This is a genomic window from Rhodococcus sp. KB6 (assembly GCF_001445685.1).
Lineage (GTDB): Bacteria > Actinomycetota > Actinomycetes > Mycobacteriales > Mycobacteriaceae > Rhodococcus_F > Rhodococcus_F qingshengii.
Genome location: NZ_LNAK01000043.1, coordinates 327,422 through 348,539 on the forward strand (window position 1 = coordinate 327,422; position 21,118 = coordinate 348,539).

Here is a 21,118-nt window from a genome sequence, read left to right on the forward strand (position 1 = left end):
CGGTGGGAATGTCTGCGCCGACAAACGTCGCGACAAACAGATCCGGCATGCGAACTGTCGGATCTGGGTACCGCTGTCTGTACCGATCATGGCTTCCAGGCTGGTTGCAGCGACTGGAAAAGGGGATCAATCGAGACGCAACCGATTGGCCGCGTGACTTCACTCAGACCCTTCGGACCGGCAGCGCCGACGGCTCTGCCGGAGGAAACGGCCTACCGCAGTGCTTGACAAGACTTGTCGAGATTCTCCTTGGTAGCGACGAAACATCTACGCAACGTAGATGCAACGTAACCAAAACTAGTGTTCTGGATCACACAGCGTTCGTGTGGTCGAGAGGCCTTTGGTCACGAATCTGTGGGCAGAACGGGTCCTGGTTCGCTACCGGTGGTGGATGAGGACAAGGTTCCGCGGGTTGAGCACACAGCTCGCGGAACCGCCCAACCACACGCCCCGACGAGGGCACCGGCCGACAGGAGTTCAGGTGTCCGTAGTTGCGGAAGTCTCGGCGATCGATTTCGCGGAGACCGAATTCGATTGGGCGCAGCGATCGACGCTGATTCGTGAAGTCGACCCACTCGTTCCGGGGCCACCATCCTTGGCGATGTGTCTGAGCGAACCGACGCGCGGACTGGTCGACATCGCTTCACTGCTTCTCGCGGCTCCGTGGTTGCTTCGATCGCCGCGTGGGGACGGGCATCCGGTCCTCGTTCTCCCCGGATTGCTGACTTCAGACGTTTCGACTCTCGCCTTGAGGACATACTTGAGCTTTCTCGGATACCGGGTTCACGGTTGGAATCTGGGTCTGAACACCGGTCCGACGGCGACGGTGGTCGACGGACTGCCTGCCGCATTGGCCGAGGTAGCAGATCGATACGAGCAGAAGGTGTCGGTGATCGGCTGGAGTCTGGGCGGTATCTACGCTCGAAAGCTGGCGAGGGACCTGCCGGATTCGGTGCGTCAGGTAGTGACACTCGGAAGTCCTTTCGGTCTCACCAGTCTGGAGCAGACGAGAGTCGGATCTCTCTACGCTCGTTTGTCCGGCAATCACGCGATACTGCCTCCGGTAGACGGCATCGAATCCGAACAGGGATCGCCTATTTCTGTTCCCGCCACGTCGGTCTACTCCAGGCACGACGGTATCGTTCCATGGCAAGCGTGCTGTGAAACCTCGGCAGGCCTGTCGGAAAGCATTGCGGTGCAAGGCAGTCACATGGGGTTGACCCACAACCCGTCGGCGTTGTGGACCGTTGCCGATCGTCTGGCGCAGGACGTCGACAACTGGCAACCTTTTGCGGCTCCGAAACGGCTTCGACGCATGTTTCCCTGCTGAGGTGCGAGGCTGAGGTCCGAGGCCGGGGTGTGGGGGAGAACCCTGAGTCCGACGCGGGGACGGACTCGTACCTGAGGACACACCGCGTCGGAAAAGATGGGTCCATGGCCTGATGCGCACAGGTGGATCGGCAGCGGATAGTGGAGGTCGACGCGGATGAACCGCGAGTTCCGTTGAAAGGAAACAACACATGACCTCCCCGATGAATACCCGCAAGCTCACCCGCGCCCGCTCGGGAGCAATGTTCGGTGGGGTGTGCGCCGGAATCGCTCGGTACTTCGGTTGGAAGTCGTCGACTGTCCGCTTGCTGTTCGTACTCTCGTGCCTGCTGCCCGGCCCGCAGTTTCTGATCTACATCGTGATGTGGATTTTCATTCCTCGTGAGCAGATCTGACCGAACCGCTCAACGGCGGCGGTCTTTCAGGCATTGCTTGGCCTCGTGCAATTCCTCCGAACTCAGTGGAGGAAGGGGCAGTGCGTCACGGTGCAAGCCCTCCGTGCGTAGGCCGTCGAGCATTACCGAGAGGTATCGACGCCACACGGTCGGGTTGACGGGCTGAGCAAATTCGGTGACTGCGCCCACCATGAAGATGAGGCCGAACAGGTCCGTCGGTACGGCGTCGGTGCGCAGCATCCCGGCCTCCTGGGCCCGGTAGAAGATCCTCTCGACCGACGGTTCGATGATGGATCGTTGGCATGCGACTTGCTCGCATCCCTCGTCGGTTCCGTTCAGGACGTCTTTGAGTCCGCGGTTGACCGACATACGGCTGCAGGCGAATTCGGCAAAGGTGACAAGTCCGTCCCACGGATCCGGATTGGCAAGTGACGCGTCCGCGGCCGCTGCCATGTCGGCGAAGTTCTGCTGGAAGACTCCGTCGATCAATTCTTCTTTGCTGGCGAACCGCCGATAGACCGTTCCGACGCCGACCCCCGCGCGCCGGGCGACGTCGTCGAGTGTGACGTCGATCCCTTCTTCGGCGAACAATTCACGTGCGGCGTCGATGATCAACTGCCGATTACGTGCAGCATCGGCGCGAAGGGGGCGCTCCATTGCGGTACTCATGTCCCCACTCTACCCGCCAAGTGGAGACAGCCTCTCCGTTTTGGTGTAGCGTTTTTGCTAACCGGAGAAGCCATCTCCGCATAGGTTGGGCGAGGGACTATGTCAGACATTGCTGAACGGACTGAATTCGAGCAGTCCTCAGCGCCTTCAGGGGACAACCACGCAAAGCGGTGGCTGGTTCTCGCGGTTCTGGGAATTGCGCAGCTGATGGTGGTCTTGGATGCCACCATCGTCAACATCGCGCTGCCTGCTGCGCAGCGCTCACTGGAGTTCGGTGATTCGGACCGCCAGTGGATCATCACGGCATACGCATTGGCGTTCGGCAGTTTGCTGCTACTCGGCGGTCGATTGAGCGACTTGTTCGGGCGCAGGCGAACTTTCATCGTCGGCCTGATCGGCTTCGCAGTCGCTTCCGCCATCGGTGGCGCAGCCGTCAACTTCGAAATGCTTGTTGCCGCTCGTGCCGGCCAAGGCGTATTCGGTGCGCTCCTTGCCCCGGCAGCCCTGTCGCTGCTGTCCGTGACATTCACGGATCCAGGTGAGCGTGCCAAGGCGTTCGGTATCTTCGGTGCCGTTGCCGGTGGTGGTGGCGCCATCGGACTGCTGCTCGGCGGCGCACTCACCGAGTGGGTCGACTGGCGCTGGTGCCTCTTCGTGAATCTCTTCTTCGCGGCGATCGCTCTGGTCGGAGCAGTCCTGTTGCTCGCGCCGCACACCAGTGACTCGCGACCCAAGCTCGACATCCCCGGAACGATCCTGGTGTCGATCAGCTTGTTCAGCATCGTCTTCGGATTCTCGAAGGCCGAGTCGGACGGGTGGAGTGCAACTCCCACTATCTCGTGGCTCGTTGCCGGCGTCGTGTTCATGGCGGCGTTCATCTACTGGCAGACCAAGTCCGAGCACCCACTTCTTCCGCTGCGGGTGGTCCTCGACCGAATCCGGGCGGGCTCGTACCTGGCGATCTTCCTTTCCGGCGCAGGCATGTTCGCAGTCTTCCTGTTCCTGACGTACTACATGCAGCTGATCCTCGGGTACAGCCCGATCATGACCGGCCTCGCATTCATGCCGATGGTGTTCGGAATCGTGACAGCGGCAACGCTTTCGACAGCGGTTTTGCTGCCGCGCGTCGGTCCGCGAGTGCTGATCGTGAGCGGAATGGTCATCGCGGCGATCGGAATGACTCTGCTGGCCCAGATCTCGGTGGACAGCACCTATGCAGTCCACATTCTGCCGGGGCTCGTCGTCACCGGACTCGGCATGGGCAGCATTTTCGCCCCGTCGATGCAGGGAGCAACTTCAGGCGTGCATCACGAAGATGCCGGCGTCGCATCTGCCACGGTCAACACGATGCAGCAGGTGGGCGGCTCGATCGGAACTGCACTGCTCAGCACGATTGCCGCCTCGGCTTCCACCAACTACCTGGTGGGCCGCGAGATGAATCCGCTGACTCAGGCGCAGGCCGCCGTCGAGAGTTACACCACGACGTTCTATTGGGCCGCAGGCATATTCGCGGTCGGTGCGGTCTTGACCGGACTGGTTCTTCGGAGTGGACTGCTTCCGGATTCGCCGGAAGGTGAACCGGTAATCGCCCACTGACAGCAAATTTCGGGGTCGACGCCGCAATGGCGTCGACCCCGAAATCGACTCAGCAGTTCTTCCCGGGCGTTGCCTGAAACCGATGAAGGACGTGATCGAGTTGCTCGGAGGACAGCGCCGGCACGGGCAGTTCCCGATGGTCGGTGCGGGACGCGCAGAGTCCGTCGATCATGAACCCGAGTGCGCGGCGGTAAGCCTGAGGGGCCTCGTCGCCACCGAACTTCTGGGCCATCTTGACGACCTGCATGAGAAGCGGAATGTCGTTGACTTCGAAGTCGCTGCGCAGGGTGCCCTGTTCCTTGGCTCGATTGACAAGTACCGCAGTGTGTCGAGCGATCCCGGCGCGCGCGCGAGCGAAGGTGTCGGACGTGAAGCGTCCGTCCATCAGGAGATCGCCGAATCCGCGGTTGTCTGCCATGCGCAGAGAGATCACGTCGAGAAAGTAGACAAGACCTTCCCAGGCGTCGGGCATCTCGCGGGCGGTGGCGGCGATCGTTTCGATCTCGGAACACCGCGTGTCGAACAGTGCCTGGATCAGTTCGTCCTTGCTGGCGAACCGGCGATAGACGGTGCCGACGCCGACGCCGGCGTGCTTCGCGACGTCCGCCAGCGTGGCGTCGAGTCCTTGGGCAGCGAACACCTCGCGAGCGGAGTTGAGGATGCGCTCGAGGTTGGCCTTGGCGTCGGACCGAAGGCGCGGCTGTGAGCAGTCGGCCGAGGTCCCCGCATGAGAAGCGTCGGGGTGTGTTGTCGGCATCCTCACAGTCTACGGCACTAAGCGGAATGATCGATTCCGTTAGTGCTATATTACTAAGCGGAACGTGTGGTTCCGATTGTCCGTATGAGAGAAGCCGATATGAGCACGTCTGACATCTGGGTCGGGAGCAATCCGATCTCGATGGTGGGTACGCGGAGTGCAGGTTTCGCGGCAACGAGGCTTCGCGCCCTTGCCGGCGACGGCGCCTTTGCTCAGCTCGTTCGTTTTGCCCTCGTCGGCGGAGCCAGCAACATCTTGTACTTTGCCGCTTTTCTGGCGCTGCGCGGTGACGGAGCGCTGGTCGCCAACGCAGTTGGTGCGGTCTTGAGCACCATTCTGGCCAATGAGCTGCATCGCCGGCTCACCTTCCACGCCGCGGATCGCGTCAACTGGTTCACCGCGCAGTGGGAAGGCGGTGGACTCGCACTGGTCGGGTTGATCGCCAGTTCTGCCGCCATCAGTGCGCTCGGCTTCCTTCTCCCAGGCGCCGACGGGCTTCTTCAAGCCGGGCTTGTGATCGCCGTGAGCGGAATTGTCGGTGGCCTGCGATTCGTCGCCCTTCGCGGTTGGGTGTTCTGAGCGGTTCTCGAATTCGGATCGGACTCGGCTCGTAGGGAACACTGAGACCCATGAGCCTTTCGATAGCCGACTCCGGCATCCGTCTGGCTGTGCTCTGCATCGTCATGGCACTTGTCGCCACGCTCGTCTACCGATTCACCTATCTCGGTAGCGTTCGGGTGGTCCCCGGTGCCCTCGCTCGTGGCGCTCTTCAGCTGGCTGCGATTTCGTTGATCCTTGCCGCCGCCTTGGCCCACATCTGGTCGGCGCTCCTCGTGCTCGTCGGCATGTTCGTTGCAGCGTCTTTCACCGCGGCACGACGCTCGAACGCGGGGACGTCCGGAGTTTGGCTGACCATCGCGTTGGCGTCGGGAATCGGTGTGGTTCTGCCACTGATGCTGCTGTCCGGAGTGGTTCCGCTGCAAGGCGTCGCTCTGGTGCCGATCGGCGGCATTGTTCTGGGTGGCGCGATGACTGCAACATCGATGGCAGCCAAACGCGGACTCGACGCCGTCGACGACCGGTACGGGGAAGTGGAAGCAGCACTGAGCCTTGGATTTTCCCAACGCGATGCGCGGTGGGAGGTAGCCCGAACCGCTGCCTCCGATGCTCTGCTGCCTGGAGTCGACCAGACACGCACCGTCGGCCTCGTGACATTGCCCGGAGCCTTTGTCGGTGTGTTGCTCGCGACGGGATCGGCCGTTCAGGCCGGTGCTGTGCAAATTCTTGTATTGGCAGGGTTGTTGTTGGCACAAACCTGCTCGGTGGCCGTGGCGTTGGAACTCGTCGCACGCGGTTTCGTCTTTCGAGGTCAAGCTGTCAGGCCTGCGCGAGTTCGTTGATCTTGTCGCTGCGAAGGACGCGGCCGGGAAGATCGGGGGTGTTTGCCGCGAGGGTGATCATTGCCCTGCCGATGTTTTCACTGGTGGTCACGCTGCTGGGCCACACCCTGCGTAAGAGTGGGTGGAGAGGCACGGAGATTTGATACGACCGTGTCGATTCGTGAATCGTCCATTTATTCGACCAGCACTCTGTTGCCGACCATCACAACGGAACGGACTGGAGATCATCCGGCCGGAATGGCCAACTGAACGCTTGACCTGCAATTATGAGTCCATTTTGATCCGACTCGCGACTAAAGTCCCTACAAACCGGCTGGACGGTCGGCTGAAAATAGTTTTATGGACGAAGGAGTTGATGAAATACACGTTCTCGGATCGGAGTCCGCCGGTCGAATGGTAGAGGCGTCGGCGATCATCGTTCTCGGTGCGCTCTGTGCAGTAGTCGCAGGTTCGGGTGTGTTCTTTGTCGTCGGATCGATTGGTGGCTTCGCCCGATTGCTCTACCTGGTTGTTCGTGGTCCGCTCAACTCTTGCTCGGTTCCGGCGTCGACTGTCGAGCTGGCGCCTTCGAGAACGTCATGTGGTCGTTGATGCTCCCGAACGTGGAGTGAAGACGATCAAGGATGTAGTTCTGACGCATGTTCCACGGTGACTTCGATCCCTGCTTCGGGAACTGTTCCACAGCACGCATGACGTACCCCGACGCCAGGTCCAGGATCGGCCGCTGGTCCATCTCTTCGCTCGCGTGCGGCACGCACTTCGAATAGCCGCGCTTGTCCATCTCCGTCAGCAGTCGGCAGACGTACATCGACGTGAGATCTGCTCGCAGAGTCCACGAGGCGTTGGTGTAGCCGACGCACATCGCGAAGTTCGGTACGTCGCTGATCATCATGCCCTTGTAGACGTAACGATCACCGAGGGTGACGGGTTCGCCGTCCACTTCGATCGACATCCCGCCGCACGCTTCCATCTTCAATCCTGTTGCAGTGACGATGATGTCAGCTTCGAGTTCGCGACCTGACGCGAGACGAATTCCGGTCTCGGTGAAAGTGTCGATGCGATCGGTCTCGATCGAGGCCTTGCCGGATCGGAGGGCTTTGAACAAATCGCCGTCCGGTACGACGCACAAGCGTTGATCCCAGGGATCGTAGGTGGGTGTGAAGTGAGGATCGAGTGGGATCTCTTCCGGGAGTTGGCGACTGATCGCGAGGTTCAGCAACCGCTTTGCACGCGCAGGACTGCGCCGGCACAGTTGGTAGAAACTCAGGTTCACTACGATGCTCTTCCATCGAGCGATGCTGTGCGCGAGTTGATTCGGCAGTACTGCGCGAATAATGTCCGATAATTTGTCGCTGGACGGCAGAGCCAGAATGTATGTCGGTGATCGCTGGAGCATCGTGACGTGGCTTGCGTCCCGTGACATCGTGGGGACCAAAGTGACTGCGGTGGCGCCGCTTCCGATCACAACGACCTTCTTGTCGGAGTAATCTAGTTCTTCGGGCCAGAACTGCGGGTGCACAACCTCGCCGGCAAACGATTCACGTCCGGGGAAGTCGGGGGTGTATCCGCCCTCGTAGCTGTAGTAACCGCTGCAGAGATAGAGGAAGTTGCAGGTCAGTGTTTCGTCTTCGTCGCCGGTCGTGACCGTGACTGACCACGTCGAGTCCGCTGACGACCATGATGCGGCCGTCACCTTCCGGTTGTACCGAATCTTCTTGTCGATCCCGTTCTCTCGCGCGGTGTCGCGCACGTACCGGAGGATCGAATCACCGTCGGCGATTGCTTTGGCATCTGTCCACGGCCGAAACGGGTAGCCGAGCGTGAACATGTCGGAATCCGATCGGATGCCAGGGTATTTGAAGAGGTCCCAGGTTCCGCCACTGTTCGCACGGGCCTCGAGGATTGCGTACGACTTGCCGGGAAGCTCGGTCTGGAGTCGATACGCAGCACCGATGCCGGACAAGCCGGCGCCGACGATCAGGACATCGAGGTGTTCGGTGCTCATCAGTTCGGACTCCGTATCGATCGTGTGGGGCCACCGGGCAGACTAAGTGTTCGATCTCCACACTACTGAACGATGCTCAGTAAGGCGAGGGTGACCATGTGATCGTCGGCGGTCGGATAGCCGCACACAGTGGTTTACCTGCGGCGTCGGTGAGGCCGAGGTCTCCGTGGAGCATGCCGGAAGCGTCGGCCTCCTCGGCGATGTGTTCGGGGATCGCGTCGAGCATCAGCTTTGCGCGCCGAAACATCTCGAACGTCTGGTCATCGGATACCGTCACCCAGGACAGGTAGATGAAGCGTCCGCGAGGTGGACCCTGGATGTATGGACCGAGTAAGTCCCAGGCACCGGACTTTCGCTCCAGACTCGCTGTCAGTTCCCATCGCACTGTCTCGGTATCTCCCGGTACGAGGTCGAGGATTTCGTGTGGCTTGCCTCGGCGCTGAACGCCGACGTGGATGTTGCTGCGCTCTTCGAAGGTTGCGGTTTCGGAACACTCACGTCCGGGCAGGCTGTGACCGGTGATGATGATCTGCATATCGACATCATGCTCTGCATAGGTCGGGAGGGGTTGGCGTGGTGAGTCGTTCGGGTAGAACCTCTGTTGCGGCCGTGGTGGCGAGCATTCTGTTGTCGGGTCTCGGGTGGGGGTCAGGTGTTGCAGTGGCGACGGCGGACGAACCGGAAGTCGCGGGCGCGCTGGAGTCCTATGGCGAACTCTCGGCCGCAGTGTTTCCGGTCGGCGCCGGTGAGACGCAGCGGGTCGTCTATCGAACTCTGCGTACCGCTGACAGATGGGGAGAGTCGTCAGGGTCCGTGTTTCTGCCGGAAGGCGCCCCACCGGCGGGCGGTTGGCCCGTCATCTCCTATGCCCACGGAACTTTGGGCAGTGCGGATCAGTGTGCACCCTCGTCGACCGGATTCGGTCCGGGCGAGATCGAACCGATCGAACGCTGGTTGGAGCAGGGGTACGCGGTGGTCGCTACCGACTACTCGGGAGTTGGTACCGACGGGGTGCTGGCCTATCTCGACGGACATGCCGCCGGCGCGAATGCCGTCGACATCGTGCGGGCCGCGCACGAGTTGTACGGCAATGTGCTGAGTCCGCGGTGGATGGTCGCGGGTTTGTCCGAAGGTGGTCATGCGGCGTACTTCGCGGGACACGATGCCACCACTCGTGCGCCGGAATTGGATTTCCGTGGCTCGGTTGTCGTCGCAGGCCCCACACACATGGAAGGGCTGTTTCCGTTGGGCGGCCCGCTGTTTCCCGACATCGGTATCACCGGGCTGGTGGGATATGCGCTGTACGTCCTGGCTGGGATCGACGATCAACGACCCGAAGAGAACATTCGCGAGGTTCTCTCGCCGCAGGGGATCGAGTGGATGGAAAAGGCTCGGACACTGTGCGCCGGAGATCTCGGCCGACACATTCGAGCCGAACGAATCCAGTTGAGCTCGTTGTTTTCTCGGTCAGTATGGACGCCGCGCATGTACGACCTGTTCCGCGAGATGATGCAGGTGCCGGTCGACGGCTACGACCGTCCACTGCGCGTGGTGCAGAGCGTGTCGGACACAACGGTTCCTGTCGCCCTTACCTGGGCGCAACTGGTCGACATGCGTTCGCGGGGAACGCAGTTCGAGTATCAAGAACTCGCCGGAATCAGCCACGGTCAAACGACGGTCGCTTCGATGGACCAGACCATGGAGTTCGTCGATCGATTGATGAGGTGATGTCCTGGTGGTGTGGTTGTCCAGGGTGGCTGTTCAGCGCATACGCCGCGGACCGTAATCGTGGCCACCGTTGGCGAACCACACGATTGCCGCAATCGCGTACAGGATGCAGACCAGGAGTAGTAGGCCGCCTGCGATCCACAGCGAGATCTGACCGAGCCGTTTCACTCGATCGGACGCATACCGCGACCCGGCCACATCGCCGTCAGCCCACAGCGGATACACGTTGAAGGCGTGCGTGAAAGCGGAGAAGGAAAGCGGCCAGAAGAACAGCAGCGAGACCACTGCCCAGCCCGCATTGACGGGTGGTCGAATCGGGTGCTGAGGAACGGATTGCTGGACAGTGGGTTGATCCGGGGTGGTCGTGGGGGCTCCTGACATGAGGTGGCCCTTTCGACGCTACTGCGATGGAGCTGAAGAATCACTGAAAAACGGTGTTCGGTGATGCGATGTGGATCAGCGGCGTAAGTGTGCTGGATCAGCCGCATTGCCAGTCGTGACCGCTGGTGGTGGTTCCGGGTCATTGTTGTGCAGACGAGGGGCGTTCACGTCAGCGCAACTCGATGCCGCTCCGCGAGCATCCTGGCTACCGGCAGGACGTCCTTTGCTGCCATCTCGATACGTTCGAATACCTCGGGGTTGAGGATAGTCGTTCCGTCGAAATCACCTGAGCTGAGATAGATCCCGACCGGAGCGGTCAGCGCTTGGAAGAAAGCGAACAGTGGCCGCAGGGCATGATCCAACACGAGAGCATGGCGGTCGCTGCCACCTGTAGCGGCAAGAATCACCGGAGTGTTGGCAAGCGCGTACTGGTCGACGAGATCGAAAAAATGCTTGAACATTCCCGTGTACGAACCGCGGAACACCGGTGACGCCGCGATGACGATATCGGCGGACTCGACTGCTGCCAGCGCTTCGGCGGTCACTGAGTCGACGTGATCGCGATCCAGAGCAGATGCAAGACCTGGAATCAGATCCACGATTTCGAAAACTCGTGTGTCGATCTGCTCGAAGTCTCCCAAGGTTTCGACGATCAGGTCGACGAGGGCGCGAGTCTTGGAGGGTTTTTGGAGGTTGCCGACAACGGCAACAATTTTGAGCGGTGTGCTCATCGAAACTCCTATTTTTGGGACGACTTCAGCGATTCGATTTCCTTACGCACAACGGGGGCTACTTCGGTGCCGAGGATCTCGATCGCCCGCAGCATGTCCTTCTGTGGCACGTTGCCGAACCCCATCTGGATCATGATGCGGTCATGATGGAACAGTTCGTACTGCGCCATCGTCTTGTCGATGATTTCCTGCGGGCCGCCGAGGAAGAACGCACCCGCGGTGGTTGCCTGCGCTTCATATGCCCTGCGCGGCATGGGAACTCCGTTTCCGCGCTGATGATGATTCTGCATCCACCCGGCCTGGAAGTACGGGTACGACGTGTCGAGTGCTGTTTGCTTCGAGGTATCGACAAATCCTGGCGAAGCAATCGAGACAGCCAGTTTCTTCGGATCGTGTCCGAACTCCGCTGCAGCCCTGCGGTATAGATCGACGAACGGTTCGAACTGTTGGTAACTTCCACCGATGATGGCCAGTGAGAGGGGCAGGCCCAGTTTCGCGGCACGGACGACAGAGGCCGGAGTACCTCCGACTGCGATCCACACCGGAATCTGACGGTCCGGGCGGGGCGTCACGTCACCGTCGATCAGTGGTGGGCGAAGTTGTCCTTCCCAGTTGATCGGGTTTTCGTCGCGCAGTTTCAGTAGTAGATCAAGCTTTTCGGCGAAGAGTTCGTTGTACTGGGACAAGTCGTACCCGAAGAGCGGAAATGACTCCGTGTACGAACCTCGGCCGGCAATGATCTCGGCACGGCCTTCGGAAAGCAGGTCGACTGTCGCGAACTGTTGGAACACACGTACGGGATCGTCGGAACTGAGTACGGTTACGGCGCTGGACAGCTTGATGTTGTCGGTAGCCTGAGCCATTGCCGCGAGCACAACGGCAGGGGCTGAGACTGCGAAGTCGGTGCGATGGTGCTCGCCGACGCCGAAGACATCGAGTCCAACCTGATCGGCAACGGTTGCCTGCTCCACCAAATGACGAAGGTGGACACCGGGATTCATCATCGCGCCGGTGGTGGGATCTGGGGTGAGTTCACCGAAATGGTAGACGCCCAATTCGAAAAGCCATGTTGTTTCTCGCTATCTGTTCGTGGGGGTGATGGAAAGCTGTTCTACGTGCGCATCGCATGCGCCGCCTTGATTCGTGTGATGTGTGGCAAGTCGGGAGAAGAAGCGTTCGAGCACCGGAAGCTCCTCGGTTTCAATGAGATCGGAGAAGTATTCGGCGATCCCTCGCGTGTGTATGGCGGACGCTTTTCGAAGCGTCTTCTTGCCCGCAGGCGTCATTGACACCGTCACGACGCGTCGATCGTTTTCCGGGCGAACGCGCTCTGCCAGTCCTGCCTCGACCAATCGATCGACGACGCGCGTCACGCCACTGGTGGTGACCAGGACCAGTTCGGCCAGATCGCCCATTCGGATCGTGTTTCCCGGAGCTTCGTGCAGTCGGAGCAGAACGTCGTACTGGCCAAGGGTGAGCCCGGTGGTGGTTCGAAGATCCGCCTCCATCTTGCCGAGGATGACGCTGTGGGAGACGACGAGGTCGCGCCACACACGACCACGTACGTGTTCATCAGTTGTCATCGGTGACGCCCTCCATTTATTTGCGACCGCAAGTATTGCTTACTCAAATAATACGCGTGTGACGGTCGAACTATTCCTTGCTCTTATTTGCGCTGGTAGCGAGGTATTGACTCGAACGCATGTTCGAGTATAATTTGGGGAGGGGATCGGGGGATTCAATGAGTGTCTTGTTGTCGGACGTGGTGTCTGGTTCTGCGGTGGGGTTACGCGGACGCCTGTGGCAGTTGACTGCTGCCGAGTTGCGCGCTGCTGCGGTGTCGGCGAGTGCGGAGATTCTGCGCCTGGAAGCCGTTCGAGTGGCGGTGGTGGACGAGTTGTCGTTGCGCCCGGATGATCAGGTGATCGCGAGCCGCGGTGTGGGGTCCTGGTTGGCGGCGAACACGATGCTGCAGGTTCGGGACGGGAAGAAGATCGCCGCATTGGGTGCGGCTTTGCGGCCGTTTCCGGCGGTGGCGGCTCGGTTCGATTGCGGGGACTGCTCCTTCGAGCATGCCGTGTTGATCGTGGCGTTCTGCGAGTCACCACCGAAGGGCATGCCGGAGGAGGCATTACCGAAGTGTATCGATTTGTTGTTGGCTGCTGCGTCGGGTGTGGAGGCGACGACGACGAAGGTGCGGAACGTGATCGCGACGTTGGAGCGGTTGTTCGAATCGGATGAGATCCCGCCCGCCGAGGATGTCGATCTCAATGAGTTGCGGATCGCGTCGACGCTCAATGGCCGGGTGGTGGTGCGCGGCGATTTCGACGCCCTGACCGGTGAAATGCTGCTGTCGGCATTGTCGAATCTGACGATGCCCACCCCGGCACCGGATGGAACCCCGGATTCTCGGTCGACGGCGAAGCGCACGGCGGACGGGTTCGCCGAACTGATCCGCCGTTACCTGGACTGCGCGAAAACCGGTACCGATGGTGGTCAGCGTCCGCACGTGAATGTGCACATCAATGCTCGGGATCTGGCGGAGCATCGGGACTGCGCCGCAACACCCTCCACTGCTGATGACGGAATGGCTGTGTCGGATCTTGATGTCGGGCACATGCCCTGGCTCGGGCCACTGTCCGTGTCACAGACCCGACTTCTCGGCTGCGACTGCTTCCTCTCCACCGTTCTGCTCGACGATCACGGCGCACCGCTCGATGCGCAACCAGGAAAGAGGTTGGTCAACGCCGAACAACGCGTCGCGTTGATCGCCCGAGACAAGGGCTGCGCCTTCCCGGGCTGCACGTGCGTGCCGGCGTGGACTGATGCGCACCATATCCGGCACTGGGCGAACGGTGGCCCGACGGTGATGAACAACCTGGTCCTGCTGTGCCGTTCACACCACCGGCTGATGCACCGAAAATCAGGGTTCGTCGGGAAATGGGAAATCCGAATCGGAGTCGACAACAAACCCTGGTTCATCCCGCCGCCCTCGATCGACCCCGGACAGCAACCCAGGCCGGCGAACACCACCTTCAAAACCTGAGAGGTCAAACCTCTTTGGCGACAACAGAACACGGACCGAGCACCGCATCGAAGGGATCCTCCGATGCGGTGCCAACCGGCCGTGGAGGAGTCGAATCAGTGCTTCGAGCGCTTGTGGCGGTACATCTCCGCATCGGCCGTATCCCAAGTCTCGGAAAGGCTTTGGGTCATGGAAAAGTCGGCTCGACCGATCGAACAACAGACGTCGGCATTCCGGAACGCCTTCTCCAAACACTCGAGCAGGTAGTCGACGGCGCGCGGCTGTGTATCGGGCAGAGCGATTCCGAACTCGTCTCCGCCCAACCGTGAAACCACCGCACCAGGGTGCGCGCATGCTGCCAAGATCTTGCCGGCCCTTTGAACGTATTCGTCGCCCGCGGCGTGGCCGAGTTCGTCGTTGATGGTCTTCATGCCGTCCAGATCGACGATGATGATAGCTCCCGGATCGGCGAATTGGCGGTACCGAGTTTGCTCGGCCTCGAGGATGCGATTCCACCCGCGCCGATTGAGAAGACCTGTCAACGGGTCGGTCTCGGCATCGAGTTGCGCAGTTTCGGCCAGTCGGACTGACTGCGCGCGCTGATAGTCGACATCGAGAATGGTTCCGAGAAGTCGGCACAGGAGATTGAGGAGGGCTAGGTTGTCCTCGAGCGCGGAGTCGCCCGCACTCGGGTCGGCGCCACACAGAGTGCCGAAGAGACTGCCGTCGTTGTGGAGGATTGGGATGCTGACGTATGCGCCAATGCCTTCCCATCTGCCATCACGGGACAGTGCGCGCACGAGCGCGCGATTCGATGAGACTGGCGGCGCATTTCCGAGTACCACCTCGCTGCACATGGTGTTTGGCCAAGCCCGGGTCTCGCCGACTTCGATGTGAAGTGGGTTGGGTGAGACGGTGAGAAAGATTTGATTGGACCCGTCGAACCGCGTGATCGACCACAGTGCCAGCGGAAGATATTCGTCGAGGTAGGACACGACCGAGCGACTTGCGTCGTCGAAATTCGTCAGAGGTGGCAAGAGTGGCAACATCGGGATGGTGCGCGTCTGGCCGTGCGGCATTTTGACCTCCTGATCGACCCTAGGATTCTGTCGATGTTCAGGCTCTTGGTCCCGCGTGCGACAAATCTTCCACGAACAGTCTGCCTCGAGAATCCTCGCGATTGCTGAAAGTGTGCTGTGATTCTTCCGACCGCGGGGCCGTGGATTCTTTGGTGGCCAGCTAATCTTCCGGTATGGAGCTGGCGCGTGGAGCGAACACAGTCGTTGAGGGAACTTCGCTGAAGGTGGCGGTGAACGGTAGCGCCCCGGGCACGGTAGACCTGATGGTGTTCCAGCTCGACGAACGGAACAAAGTACGGGACGACGCAGATTTTGTCTTCTTCAATCAGCCGGTCTCACCCGAAGGCGCGGTGCGCTTGGAGTCCGGCGGCGTCATCGAAATCGACATTGCGAGGTTGCCCGCTGACATCCATCAGCTGAGTGTTGCCGTGGCACTTGATGCGGCGGCAAACGGAACCCTGTCTGCTGTCGGGGGCCTTGGGGTCGTGGTGGAGCAGGTTGGTTCCACCGCCATCGTGGCTCAGGCTTTGGGGTTGACGAGTGAGAGAGCAGCGGTTCTCGTCGAGATCTATCGCCGCGGCACGGGCTGGAAGCTGCGAAACGTGTCAGCTGGCTGGGACAGCGGATTGGCGGACCTGGTAACAGCATTCGGCGTTTCGGTCGGCGAGGAACCGCCGGCTCGACCCGCCGGCTCTGCTGAATCGACAGGCGGTATCCGGACCGTGCCCGACGAAGCCAAACTCTCCATGGTGAAGCGGGAGAAGCTGGACCTCCGAAAGCGCGAAGTGGCCAAGGTCCTGCTGACCAAGGGTGGCAACGGAATTCGGGCACGGGTGGTCCTGGTGATCGACAAAACCGGAAGTATGGCCAAGCAGTACCGCACCAGAGTGGTGCATCGTGTTGTCGAACGCATGATTCCCGTTGCGATCCAACTCGATGACGACGGCAAGCTGGAGCCGTACTTGTATGCAGTCAGCTTCGTCAAACTTCCCGAGATCTCTGTCCATGACGCGGAAGAGTGGTCGGATACCTACCTGCACTTGCGCGGCTCGCACGGCGGATTCAACTACGACAAGATCGGCGCCGCAAATCGTGAAGTGCCGATCATGACTGAGATTCTTTCCGGCCTGACACGTGGTTCCGCGCCGACGCTCGTCCTGTTCTTCACCGACGGAGGCTTCAGCGAGCGCAAGGAAATCACGAAATTGATGCGCGAAGCGTCTGGGCTCCCGGCCTTTTGGCAGTTCGTCGGAATCGGCAAGGCCAACTACGGAGTGCTGGAGAAGCTCGACGACCTCGACGGCAGGGTGGTCGACAATGCCGGATTCTTCGCGCTGGACGACATCGACACCGTCGACGACGCCCAGTTGTACACCCGTTTGCTGAGTGAATTCCCGGATTGGCACAAGGCAGCTGTAGCCGCGGGCATCACAACGCCGTGATTTAGCTGGTCGAAACCAACTGCGGTGCATTCTCTTTCAAGAATTCGTCGATGTGCGCCCAGGTGGAGTCTCTCGCGGTGGGGCCGGCAACGAGCCCGAGGTGACTTCCCGGCGCCTTCTCGAACCGGACCGACGGCGCGCCGGTGAGGACCGACGTGATTGCTTCCACCGAAGCGATGGGTGCAATCACGTCAGTGGTGCCGCCGATCGCGAGAACGGGAACGCTCAGAGCTGACAGTTTGATCTCGCGTCCGGCAAGCGTGACGGCGTCGTTGTAGAGATTGTTGCCGAGCATGAGTTGTTCGCAGATCTGCTGAAAAGCCTTGCCAGGGTATCCAGGCATGGCTGCCATGAACTTGTCTATCGATTCCATGCGAGCCAGTGTCTCGGTGTTGTGGAGGTTGCGCATGATGAACCATGGCTTGAGAACTTCGCGCTGCAACGCCGTCACCTTGTAACTCGCCTGAACGAGTGGAGCAGGTAGTCCGCCGACAAGATTGGTCGCGGACGTGAGTGGGGTGTCGCCCGTGTATTTGCCGATCAGCCTCAAGGGGCTGATAGCGGGAATCTTCGTGTAATCGATTGGCGTTCCGATTGCCGTGATCGATGCGATCGGCAGGTCGGAGTGAGCGGAGCCCGTGAGCAGAGACATGGTCCCGCCGAGGCTCCACCCGATCAGCGAAACCGGTGCGCCGTCGTGTAGATCCGAGATCGTACGGATCGCTTCGGGGATGATGTCGTCGACCCAGGCCTCGAAACCCATCCCGCGGTCGGAGTACCGCATGGTCCCGTAGTCGAGGAGGTAGGGCGTGTTCGCCCCATCCAGTAGGTGCGCGGCGAGGCTTTGGCCCGCACGAAGGTCGTAACAGTCGGCTGAAACCGCGAGGGGCGGTACGAGGAGAACCGGATTACCTCTTGGCCTCCACAATGCGCCGAAGCGATACAGATCGCGGTGTGGACCTTCGCTGATCAGTACGGACGGGGTGCGTTCGGTCTTCTCGACACCGTCGCCGAAGGAGAGTCCCCATGCATTGCGTGCTGCGGTGTCCAGCGTCGGACGCCACGTCGCGATCAAACCACTGATATCGAGCACTGGTTCCCCTCGGAGTCGAATCGGCGGACGGCCGAGTCAGCCGCGCTCGGTGTATGTTACCTGCCTTCACATACATCGATCTCGGGGGTGTAAAAACCCAGCTCGGCAACGGAGCCACCGTGCCGAGCTGGGCTGATCGGGGTGATATGGCAGTGATCGGGTGGGGACGATCAGGCGGGGACGATCAAGCCGGTCGAGGCTGTGGCCGTCGCGTATCGCTGTGCAACGTCTTCCCAGTTGATGACGTTCCAGTAGGCCTTCACGTAGTCGGCCTTGACGTTCTTGTACTGCAGGTAGAAAGCGTGCTCCCACATGTCGAGCATGAGCAATGGAACGATACCGATGCTGATGTTGCCTTGCTGGTCGGTGAGCTGCTCGATGACCAGGCGCTGCCCGACCGTGTCGTAGGCCAGTACCGCCCAGCCGGACCCCTGCAAAGTGGTTGCTACAGCGGAGAAGTGGTTGACGAATGCGTCGAAGGTGCCGAAGTGCTCGTCGATTGCGGCTGCCAACTCGCCCTCTGGCCGCTCACCGCCGTTGGGGGAGAGGTTCTTCCAGAAGATGGAGTGATTGGTGTGGCCGCCGAGGTGGAAGGCGAGGTTCTTGCTGAGCAGCGGCGCCTTCGCGGTGATCGTGCCGTCTTCGCGCGCAGCAGCCAACTGCTCGATTGCGCTGTTGGCGCCCGCCACGTACGTGGCGTGGTGCTTGCTGTGGTGCAGTTCCATGATCTCGCCGGAGATGTGCGGTTCGAGAGCGGCGTAGTCGTAATCCAGTTCGGGGAGAACGTATTCAGTCATGTGACATGCCTTCCTTTGAGGAAATGTTGTGAGTCGAGAGATTTCGATAGGTTCGATTGTGATAGACGAGCGGCGCTGACATGTGCTGCGGATCGATGACGTCGACGACGCGTGCAGTGACGATCACTGCGGCGCCACATGTAGTGGCATTCAAGGGAACCGCACGCAGGGCGTGGCCTGTCCCATGTAGGAACGGTTCACCCGTCGAGAGAAACGACCAGGGCATATCGTCTCCGAAGCGCACAGCGCCGCGGGTTGCGAACGTGGAAGCCAGTCGTTCGTTCGCCGAATTTGCCAGGTGAACAACAAAACTGCGGGCGGAAGCGATGACGCTCGCAGAGCCTCGCAACGACTGTAGTGAAAACGCCAGAACTGCAGGATCGGCGCTGATCGAGATCACCGACGATGACGTGATGCCGGCCGGGCCGTCATCGCCCGTTGCGGTGATGATCGAGACGCCGGCGGGATGGTTCCGGAACGCCTCGACGAAGGAGTTTCGGATGGACGGCTCCGCATCAACAGAGTCGCCCGAAACAGATTGGGTGCCAACCAGTTTTGTGGTCACTCCTCGCCCCTCTTCTGTCTCGGGTTTTGCTGCCGTTGCACTGTCTTGTGCAATACCGACGTTAAAACCTCGAGTGCAGTTGAGGTCAAGATGCTGTGGCGGACCTCACCGTCCGAGCTTGGCTGCCAGGCGTTCCATGTATCCGACAACCTCTTCGGGGCTCTTGTCCGGAGTGCCGAACATTGCTTCGGTGACACCGATGTCTTCCCAGTGGGCGAGCTTCTCCGAATCGGGTTTGCCTGCCAGGACGGTTATTTCAGGCTCGCCGACTCTACCTGCTTCGGCCCAGATCTTTCGGAGCAGTTCCACGTTTCCGTCGATCTCCTGCTCGATGGGTGTGGTGATCCACCCGTCGGCAGACTTTGCGATCCACTTGAAAGTCTTCTCGTTGCCGCCGCCGCCCAAGAGGATGGGAGGACGGGGCTTCTGAACTGGTTTGGGCCACGCCCAGCTGGGTCCGTACTTCACGAATTGGCCGTCGTACGACGCTTCTTCCTTCGACCACAGTTCGCCCATGGCTTCGAGATACTCGCGGAGTGCGGTCCGGCGTTTGTTGGGCGGTACGCCGTGGTCGGCGAGTTCCTCTGCATTCCAGCCGAATCCGACGCCGAAGACCACGCGTCCGCCGGAAAGATGGTCCAGCGATGCGATGGTTTTCGCGAGAGTGATCGGATCGTGTTCGAGGGGGAGGGCCACGGAGGTGCCCAATCGGATGGTGTTCGTGACCGACGCGGCGGTGCCGAGGGCAACCCAGGGGTCGAGTGTGCGCATGTAACGGTCGTCGGGCAATTCGGCCGACTGGGTTCCGGGGTGATCGGAATCCCTCGAGACGGGGATGTGAGTGTGCTCCGGAACGTAAAAGGCGTCGAATCCATTCGCCTCCGCAGCCTTTGCTGCATCGGCAGGGCGGATGCCGCGATCACTGGTGAACAGGCTGAGTCCGTAGCGCACTGGTTCTCCTTCGATGGTCCGTCGAAAAACTGTAACCTGTTGCATCTTCGTTCGGATAGGTTTCCAGCCCAGTAAATCGATTGCCGACGTGACCGGGGACGTGGTGAACTCGGGCGGACTTGTTGTGGGTCGAGAAGTGGATGCAGTAGAGGTGGATGCAGTAGTGATGGATGCAGCGGAGATGAATCGGTTGTCGTGGAATGCGGCGACCGTCGCTCACAACAGTCGCAAAGGAGACCAGGCACAGTTCTTTCGCAACGGCGGGTCGACCTTGTATCCGGAAGAACTGGCGCTGCTCGGCGAGATCGACGGCTCCTCGATTCTTCATCTGCAGTGCAATTCCGGTCAGGATTCGTTGAGTTTGGCCGCTCTCGGTGCCGCGGTGACCGGCGTCGACATCGCGGATTCCGCGATCGACTTCGCCCGAACCTTGTCCGCGGAATCCGGAATTGCCGCCGATTTCGAGCGTGCCGATGTATCTGCGTGGCTCCGCGCTGCTGCCGCTGGCCAGAGAAAGTTCGACCGAGTCTTTTCTTCGTACGGAACGGTGATCTGGTTACCCGATCTCGACGAGTGGGCCGAGGGGATTGCCGGTGTTCTCGCGCCGAACGGTCGATTCGTTCTGGTGGAGTTTCATCCGTTTGCCATGTGTTTCGACGAGAAGTGGTCGCTGACATACCCGTACGGAGGCGGGACTCCCGTGACCGAACCCCGTGGCGTGGGCGACTACGTGGCAGATTCGGCCGATCTCATCTTGCCAGGCGCTGAGGGAAACGGAGTCGAGAACTTCGAAAATCCTTTCCCCTCATGTGAATTCAACTGGTCCATTTCCGAGGTGCTAGGAGCTTTGCGGCGCGCCGGATTGACGCTCGAGTCCTTCGACGAGTACCCGTACGCCAACGGTTGGCAAGGATTCGAGGAGATGGCTGAACTCGGCGGCAAGCGTTGGGGAGTCCCGGCCGGACGACCCGAGATCCCGCTCATGTATTCGCTGTCGGTTCGCTTGGCCGACTGACGCCTATTTCCCCCGCATTTGCGGGTAATTGCAGACACAGGTAGTAATTACCCCCATGCCCTCGACGCCACTGACACGACGCATCGCCGTCGACCTGTGCCGTCTTGGTGCCAACTGCTGTTGCTGTTGATTCCTTCCGACTCTCCTGAGTGAGAATGGC

At 60.5% G+C, this 21,118-nt stretch carries 22 protein-coding genes; 9 read left to right on the top strand and 13 right to left on the bottom strand.

What is annotated here, in order from left to right; translation table 11 throughout:
• The first annotated feature begins 481 nt into the window (after positions 1 to 481).
• Both ASU23_RS08610 and ASU23_RS08615 read left to right on the top strand, forming a co-directional pair.
• On the top strand, positions 482 to 1,330 hold the full coding sequence (locus ASU23_RS08610; protein WP_020970664.1) for an alpha/beta fold hydrolase: 849 nt from the start codon (positions 482 to 484) through the stop codon (positions 1,328 to 1,330).
• A gap of 190 nt (positions 1,331 to 1,520) precedes the next feature.
• A complete protein-coding gene (locus ASU23_RS08615; protein WP_003939828.1) occupies positions 1,521 to 1,724 on the top strand; it encodes a PspC domain-containing protein in 204 nt (67 codons plus the stop codon).
• Between the two features lie 9 nt (positions 1,725 to 1,733).
• On the opposite strand, the gene ASU23_RS08620 is transcribed toward ASU23_RS08615, so the two are convergent.
• The gene (locus ASU23_RS08620; RefSeq protein WP_080712681.1) at positions 1,734 to 2,393 is read right to left on the bottom strand and encodes a TetR/AcrR family transcriptional regulator; all 660 of its coding nucleotides are present in this window, start codon (positions 2,391 to 2,393) and stop codon (positions 1,734 to 1,736) included.
• A gap of 99 nt (positions 2,394 to 2,492) precedes the next feature.
• Here ASU23_RS08620 and ASU23_RS08625 point away from each other — a divergent pair, with 99 nt between their 5' ends.
• A complete protein-coding gene (locus tag ASU23_RS08625) occupies positions 2,493 to 3,989 on the top strand; it encodes an MFS transporter (protein WP_003940566.1) in 1,497 nt (498 codons plus the stop codon).
• 49 nt (positions 3,990 to 4,038) lie between these two features.
• Here the strand turns inward: ASU23_RS08625 and ASU23_RS08630 are convergent, their stop codons facing one another.
• Positions 4,039 to 4,746 (bottom strand): TetR/AcrR family transcriptional regulator, encoded by a 708-nt coding sequence (locus ASU23_RS08630; RefSeq protein WP_007731468.1) that lies wholly within the window; start codon positions 4,744 to 4,746, stop codon positions 4,039 to 4,041.
• Positions 4,747 to 4,887: 141 nt separating this feature from the next.
• Here ASU23_RS08630 and ASU23_RS08635 point away from each other — a divergent pair, with 141 nt between their 5' ends.
• On the top strand, positions 4,888 to 5,325 hold the full coding sequence (locus tag ASU23_RS08635) for a GtrA family protein (RefSeq protein WP_020908979.1): 438 nt from the start codon (positions 4,888 to 4,890) through the stop codon (positions 5,323 to 5,325).
• A 50-nt stretch (positions 5,326 to 5,375) separates the two neighbouring features.
• A complete protein-coding gene (locus ASU23_RS08640) occupies positions 5,376 to 6,146 on the top strand; it encodes an ABC transporter permease (protein ID WP_042452705.1) in 771 nt (256 codons plus the stop codon).
• Positions 6,147 to 6,669: 523 nt separating this feature from the next.
• Here the strand turns inward: ASU23_RS08640 and ASU23_RS08645 are convergent.
• Together ASU23_RS08645 and ASU23_RS08650 are read right to left on the bottom strand one after the other, a co-directional pair.
• A complete protein-coding gene (locus ASU23_RS08645; RefSeq protein ID WP_058037727.1) occupies positions 6,670 to 8,151 on the bottom strand; it encodes an NAD(P)/FAD-dependent oxidoreductase in 1,482 nt (493 codons plus the stop codon).
• 76 nt (positions 8,152 to 8,227) lie between these two features.
• Positions 8,228 to 8,686 (bottom strand): DUF5990 family protein, encoded by a 459-nt coding sequence (locus ASU23_RS08650; RefSeq protein WP_058037728.1) that lies wholly within the window; start codon positions 8,684 to 8,686, stop codon positions 8,228 to 8,230.
• 38 nt (positions 8,687 to 8,724) lie between these two features.
• On the opposite strand from ASU23_RS08650, the gene ASU23_RS08655 reads away from it, so the two are divergent.
• Positions 8,725 to 9,879: a lipase family protein gene (locus tag ASU23_RS08655; protein ID WP_042922323.1), complete on the top strand. Its 1,155-nt coding sequence runs from the start codon at positions 8,725 to 8,727 to the stop codon at positions 9,877 to 9,879.
• A gap of 33 nt (positions 9,880 to 9,912) precedes the next feature.
• Here the strand turns inward: ASU23_RS08655 and ASU23_RS08660 are convergent, their stop codons facing one another.
• The 4 genes from ASU23_RS08660 to ASU23_RS08675 all read right to left on the bottom strand — a co-directional run bounded on the left by ASU23_RS08660 (position 9,913) and on the right by ASU23_RS08675 (position 12,574).
• Complete coding sequence (locus ASU23_RS08660; RefSeq protein ID WP_058037729.1) at positions 9,913 to 10,260, bottom strand: CD225/dispanin family protein; 348 nt, start codon at positions 10,258 to 10,260, stop codon at positions 9,913 to 9,915.
• 164 nt (positions 10,261 to 10,424) lie between these two features.
• Entirely contained in the window at positions 10,425 to 10,991 is a 567-nt protein-coding gene (gene msuE / locus ASU23_RS08665; RefSeq protein ID WP_007731485.1) for an FMN reductase, read from the bottom strand.
• Between the two features lie 8 nt (positions 10,992 to 10,999).
• The gene (locus ASU23_RS08670) at positions 11,000 to 12,046 is read right to left on the bottom strand and encodes an LLM class flavin-dependent oxidoreductase (RefSeq protein WP_058037730.1); all 1,047 of its coding nucleotides are present in this window, start codon (positions 12,044 to 12,046) and stop codon (positions 11,000 to 11,002) included.
• 24 nt (positions 12,047 to 12,070) lie between these two features.
• Positions 12,071 to 12,574: a MarR family winged helix-turn-helix transcriptional regulator gene (locus tag ASU23_RS08675; RefSeq protein ID WP_058037731.1), complete on the bottom strand. Its 504-nt coding sequence runs from the start codon at positions 12,572 to 12,574 to the stop codon at positions 12,071 to 12,073.
• A 158-nt stretch (positions 12,575 to 12,732) separates the two neighbouring features.
• Between ASU23_RS08675 and ASU23_RS08680 the strand changes: the two genes are divergently transcribed.
• Positions 12,733 to 14,037: an HNH endonuclease signature motif containing protein gene (locus tag ASU23_RS08680; RefSeq protein ID WP_058037732.1), complete on the top strand. Its 1,305-nt coding sequence runs from the start codon at positions 12,733 to 12,735 to the stop codon at positions 14,035 to 14,037.
• A 95-nt stretch (positions 14,038 to 14,132) separates the two neighbouring features.
• Here the strand turns inward: ASU23_RS08680 and ASU23_RS08685 are convergent, their stop codons facing one another.
• Positions 14,133 to 15,095, bottom strand: coding sequence for a sensor domain-containing diguanylate cyclase (locus ASU23_RS08685; protein ID WP_058037733.1), 963 nt, complete (start codon positions 15,093 to 15,095; stop codon positions 14,133 to 14,135).
• Positions 15,096 to 15,268: 173 nt separating this feature from the next.
• Here ASU23_RS08685 and ASU23_RS08690 point away from each other — a divergent pair, with 173 nt between their 5' ends.
• Positions 15,269 to 16,537, top strand: coding sequence for a VWA domain-containing protein (locus tag ASU23_RS08690; protein WP_058037734.1), 1,269 nt, complete (start codon positions 15,269 to 15,271; stop codon positions 16,535 to 16,537).
• Between the two features lies 1 nt (position 16,538).
• Here the strand turns inward: ASU23_RS08690 and ASU23_RS08695 are convergent, their stop codons facing one another.
• From ASU23_RS08695 to ASU23_RS08710, 4 genes are all read right to left on the bottom strand, one after another.
• Positions 16,539 to 17,630, bottom strand: coding sequence for an alpha/beta fold hydrolase (locus ASU23_RS08695; RefSeq protein ID WP_007733778.1), 1,092 nt, complete (start codon positions 17,628 to 17,630; stop codon positions 16,539 to 16,541).
• A 170-nt stretch (positions 17,631 to 17,800) separates the two neighbouring features.
• On the bottom strand, positions 17,801 to 18,427 hold the full coding sequence (locus ASU23_RS08700) for a superoxide dismutase (protein ID WP_003940303.1): 627 nt from the start codon (positions 18,425 to 18,427) through the stop codon (positions 17,801 to 17,803).
• Entirely contained in the window at positions 18,420 to 18,992 is a 573-nt protein-coding gene (locus ASU23_RS08705; RefSeq protein ID WP_007733780.1) for a flavin reductase family protein, read from the bottom strand. Before ASU23_RS08705 ends, ASU23_RS08700 begins: the two co-directional genes overlap by 8 nt.
• A gap of 105 nt (positions 18,993 to 19,097) precedes the next feature.
• Complete coding sequence (locus ASU23_RS08710) at positions 19,098 to 19,943, bottom strand: LLM class F420-dependent oxidoreductase (RefSeq protein WP_007733781.1); 846 nt, start codon at positions 19,941 to 19,943, stop codon at positions 19,098 to 19,100.
• A gap of 88 nt (positions 19,944 to 20,031) precedes the next feature.
• Here ASU23_RS08710 and ASU23_RS08715 point away from each other — a divergent pair, with 88 nt between their 5' ends.
• Entirely contained in the window at positions 20,032 to 20,958 is a 927-nt protein-coding gene (locus tag ASU23_RS08715; protein WP_058037735.1) for a bifunctional 2-polyprenyl-6-hydroxyphenol methylase/3-demethylubiquinol 3-O-methyltransferase UbiG, read from the top strand.
• Positions 20,959 to 21,118 lie beyond the last annotated feature (160 nt).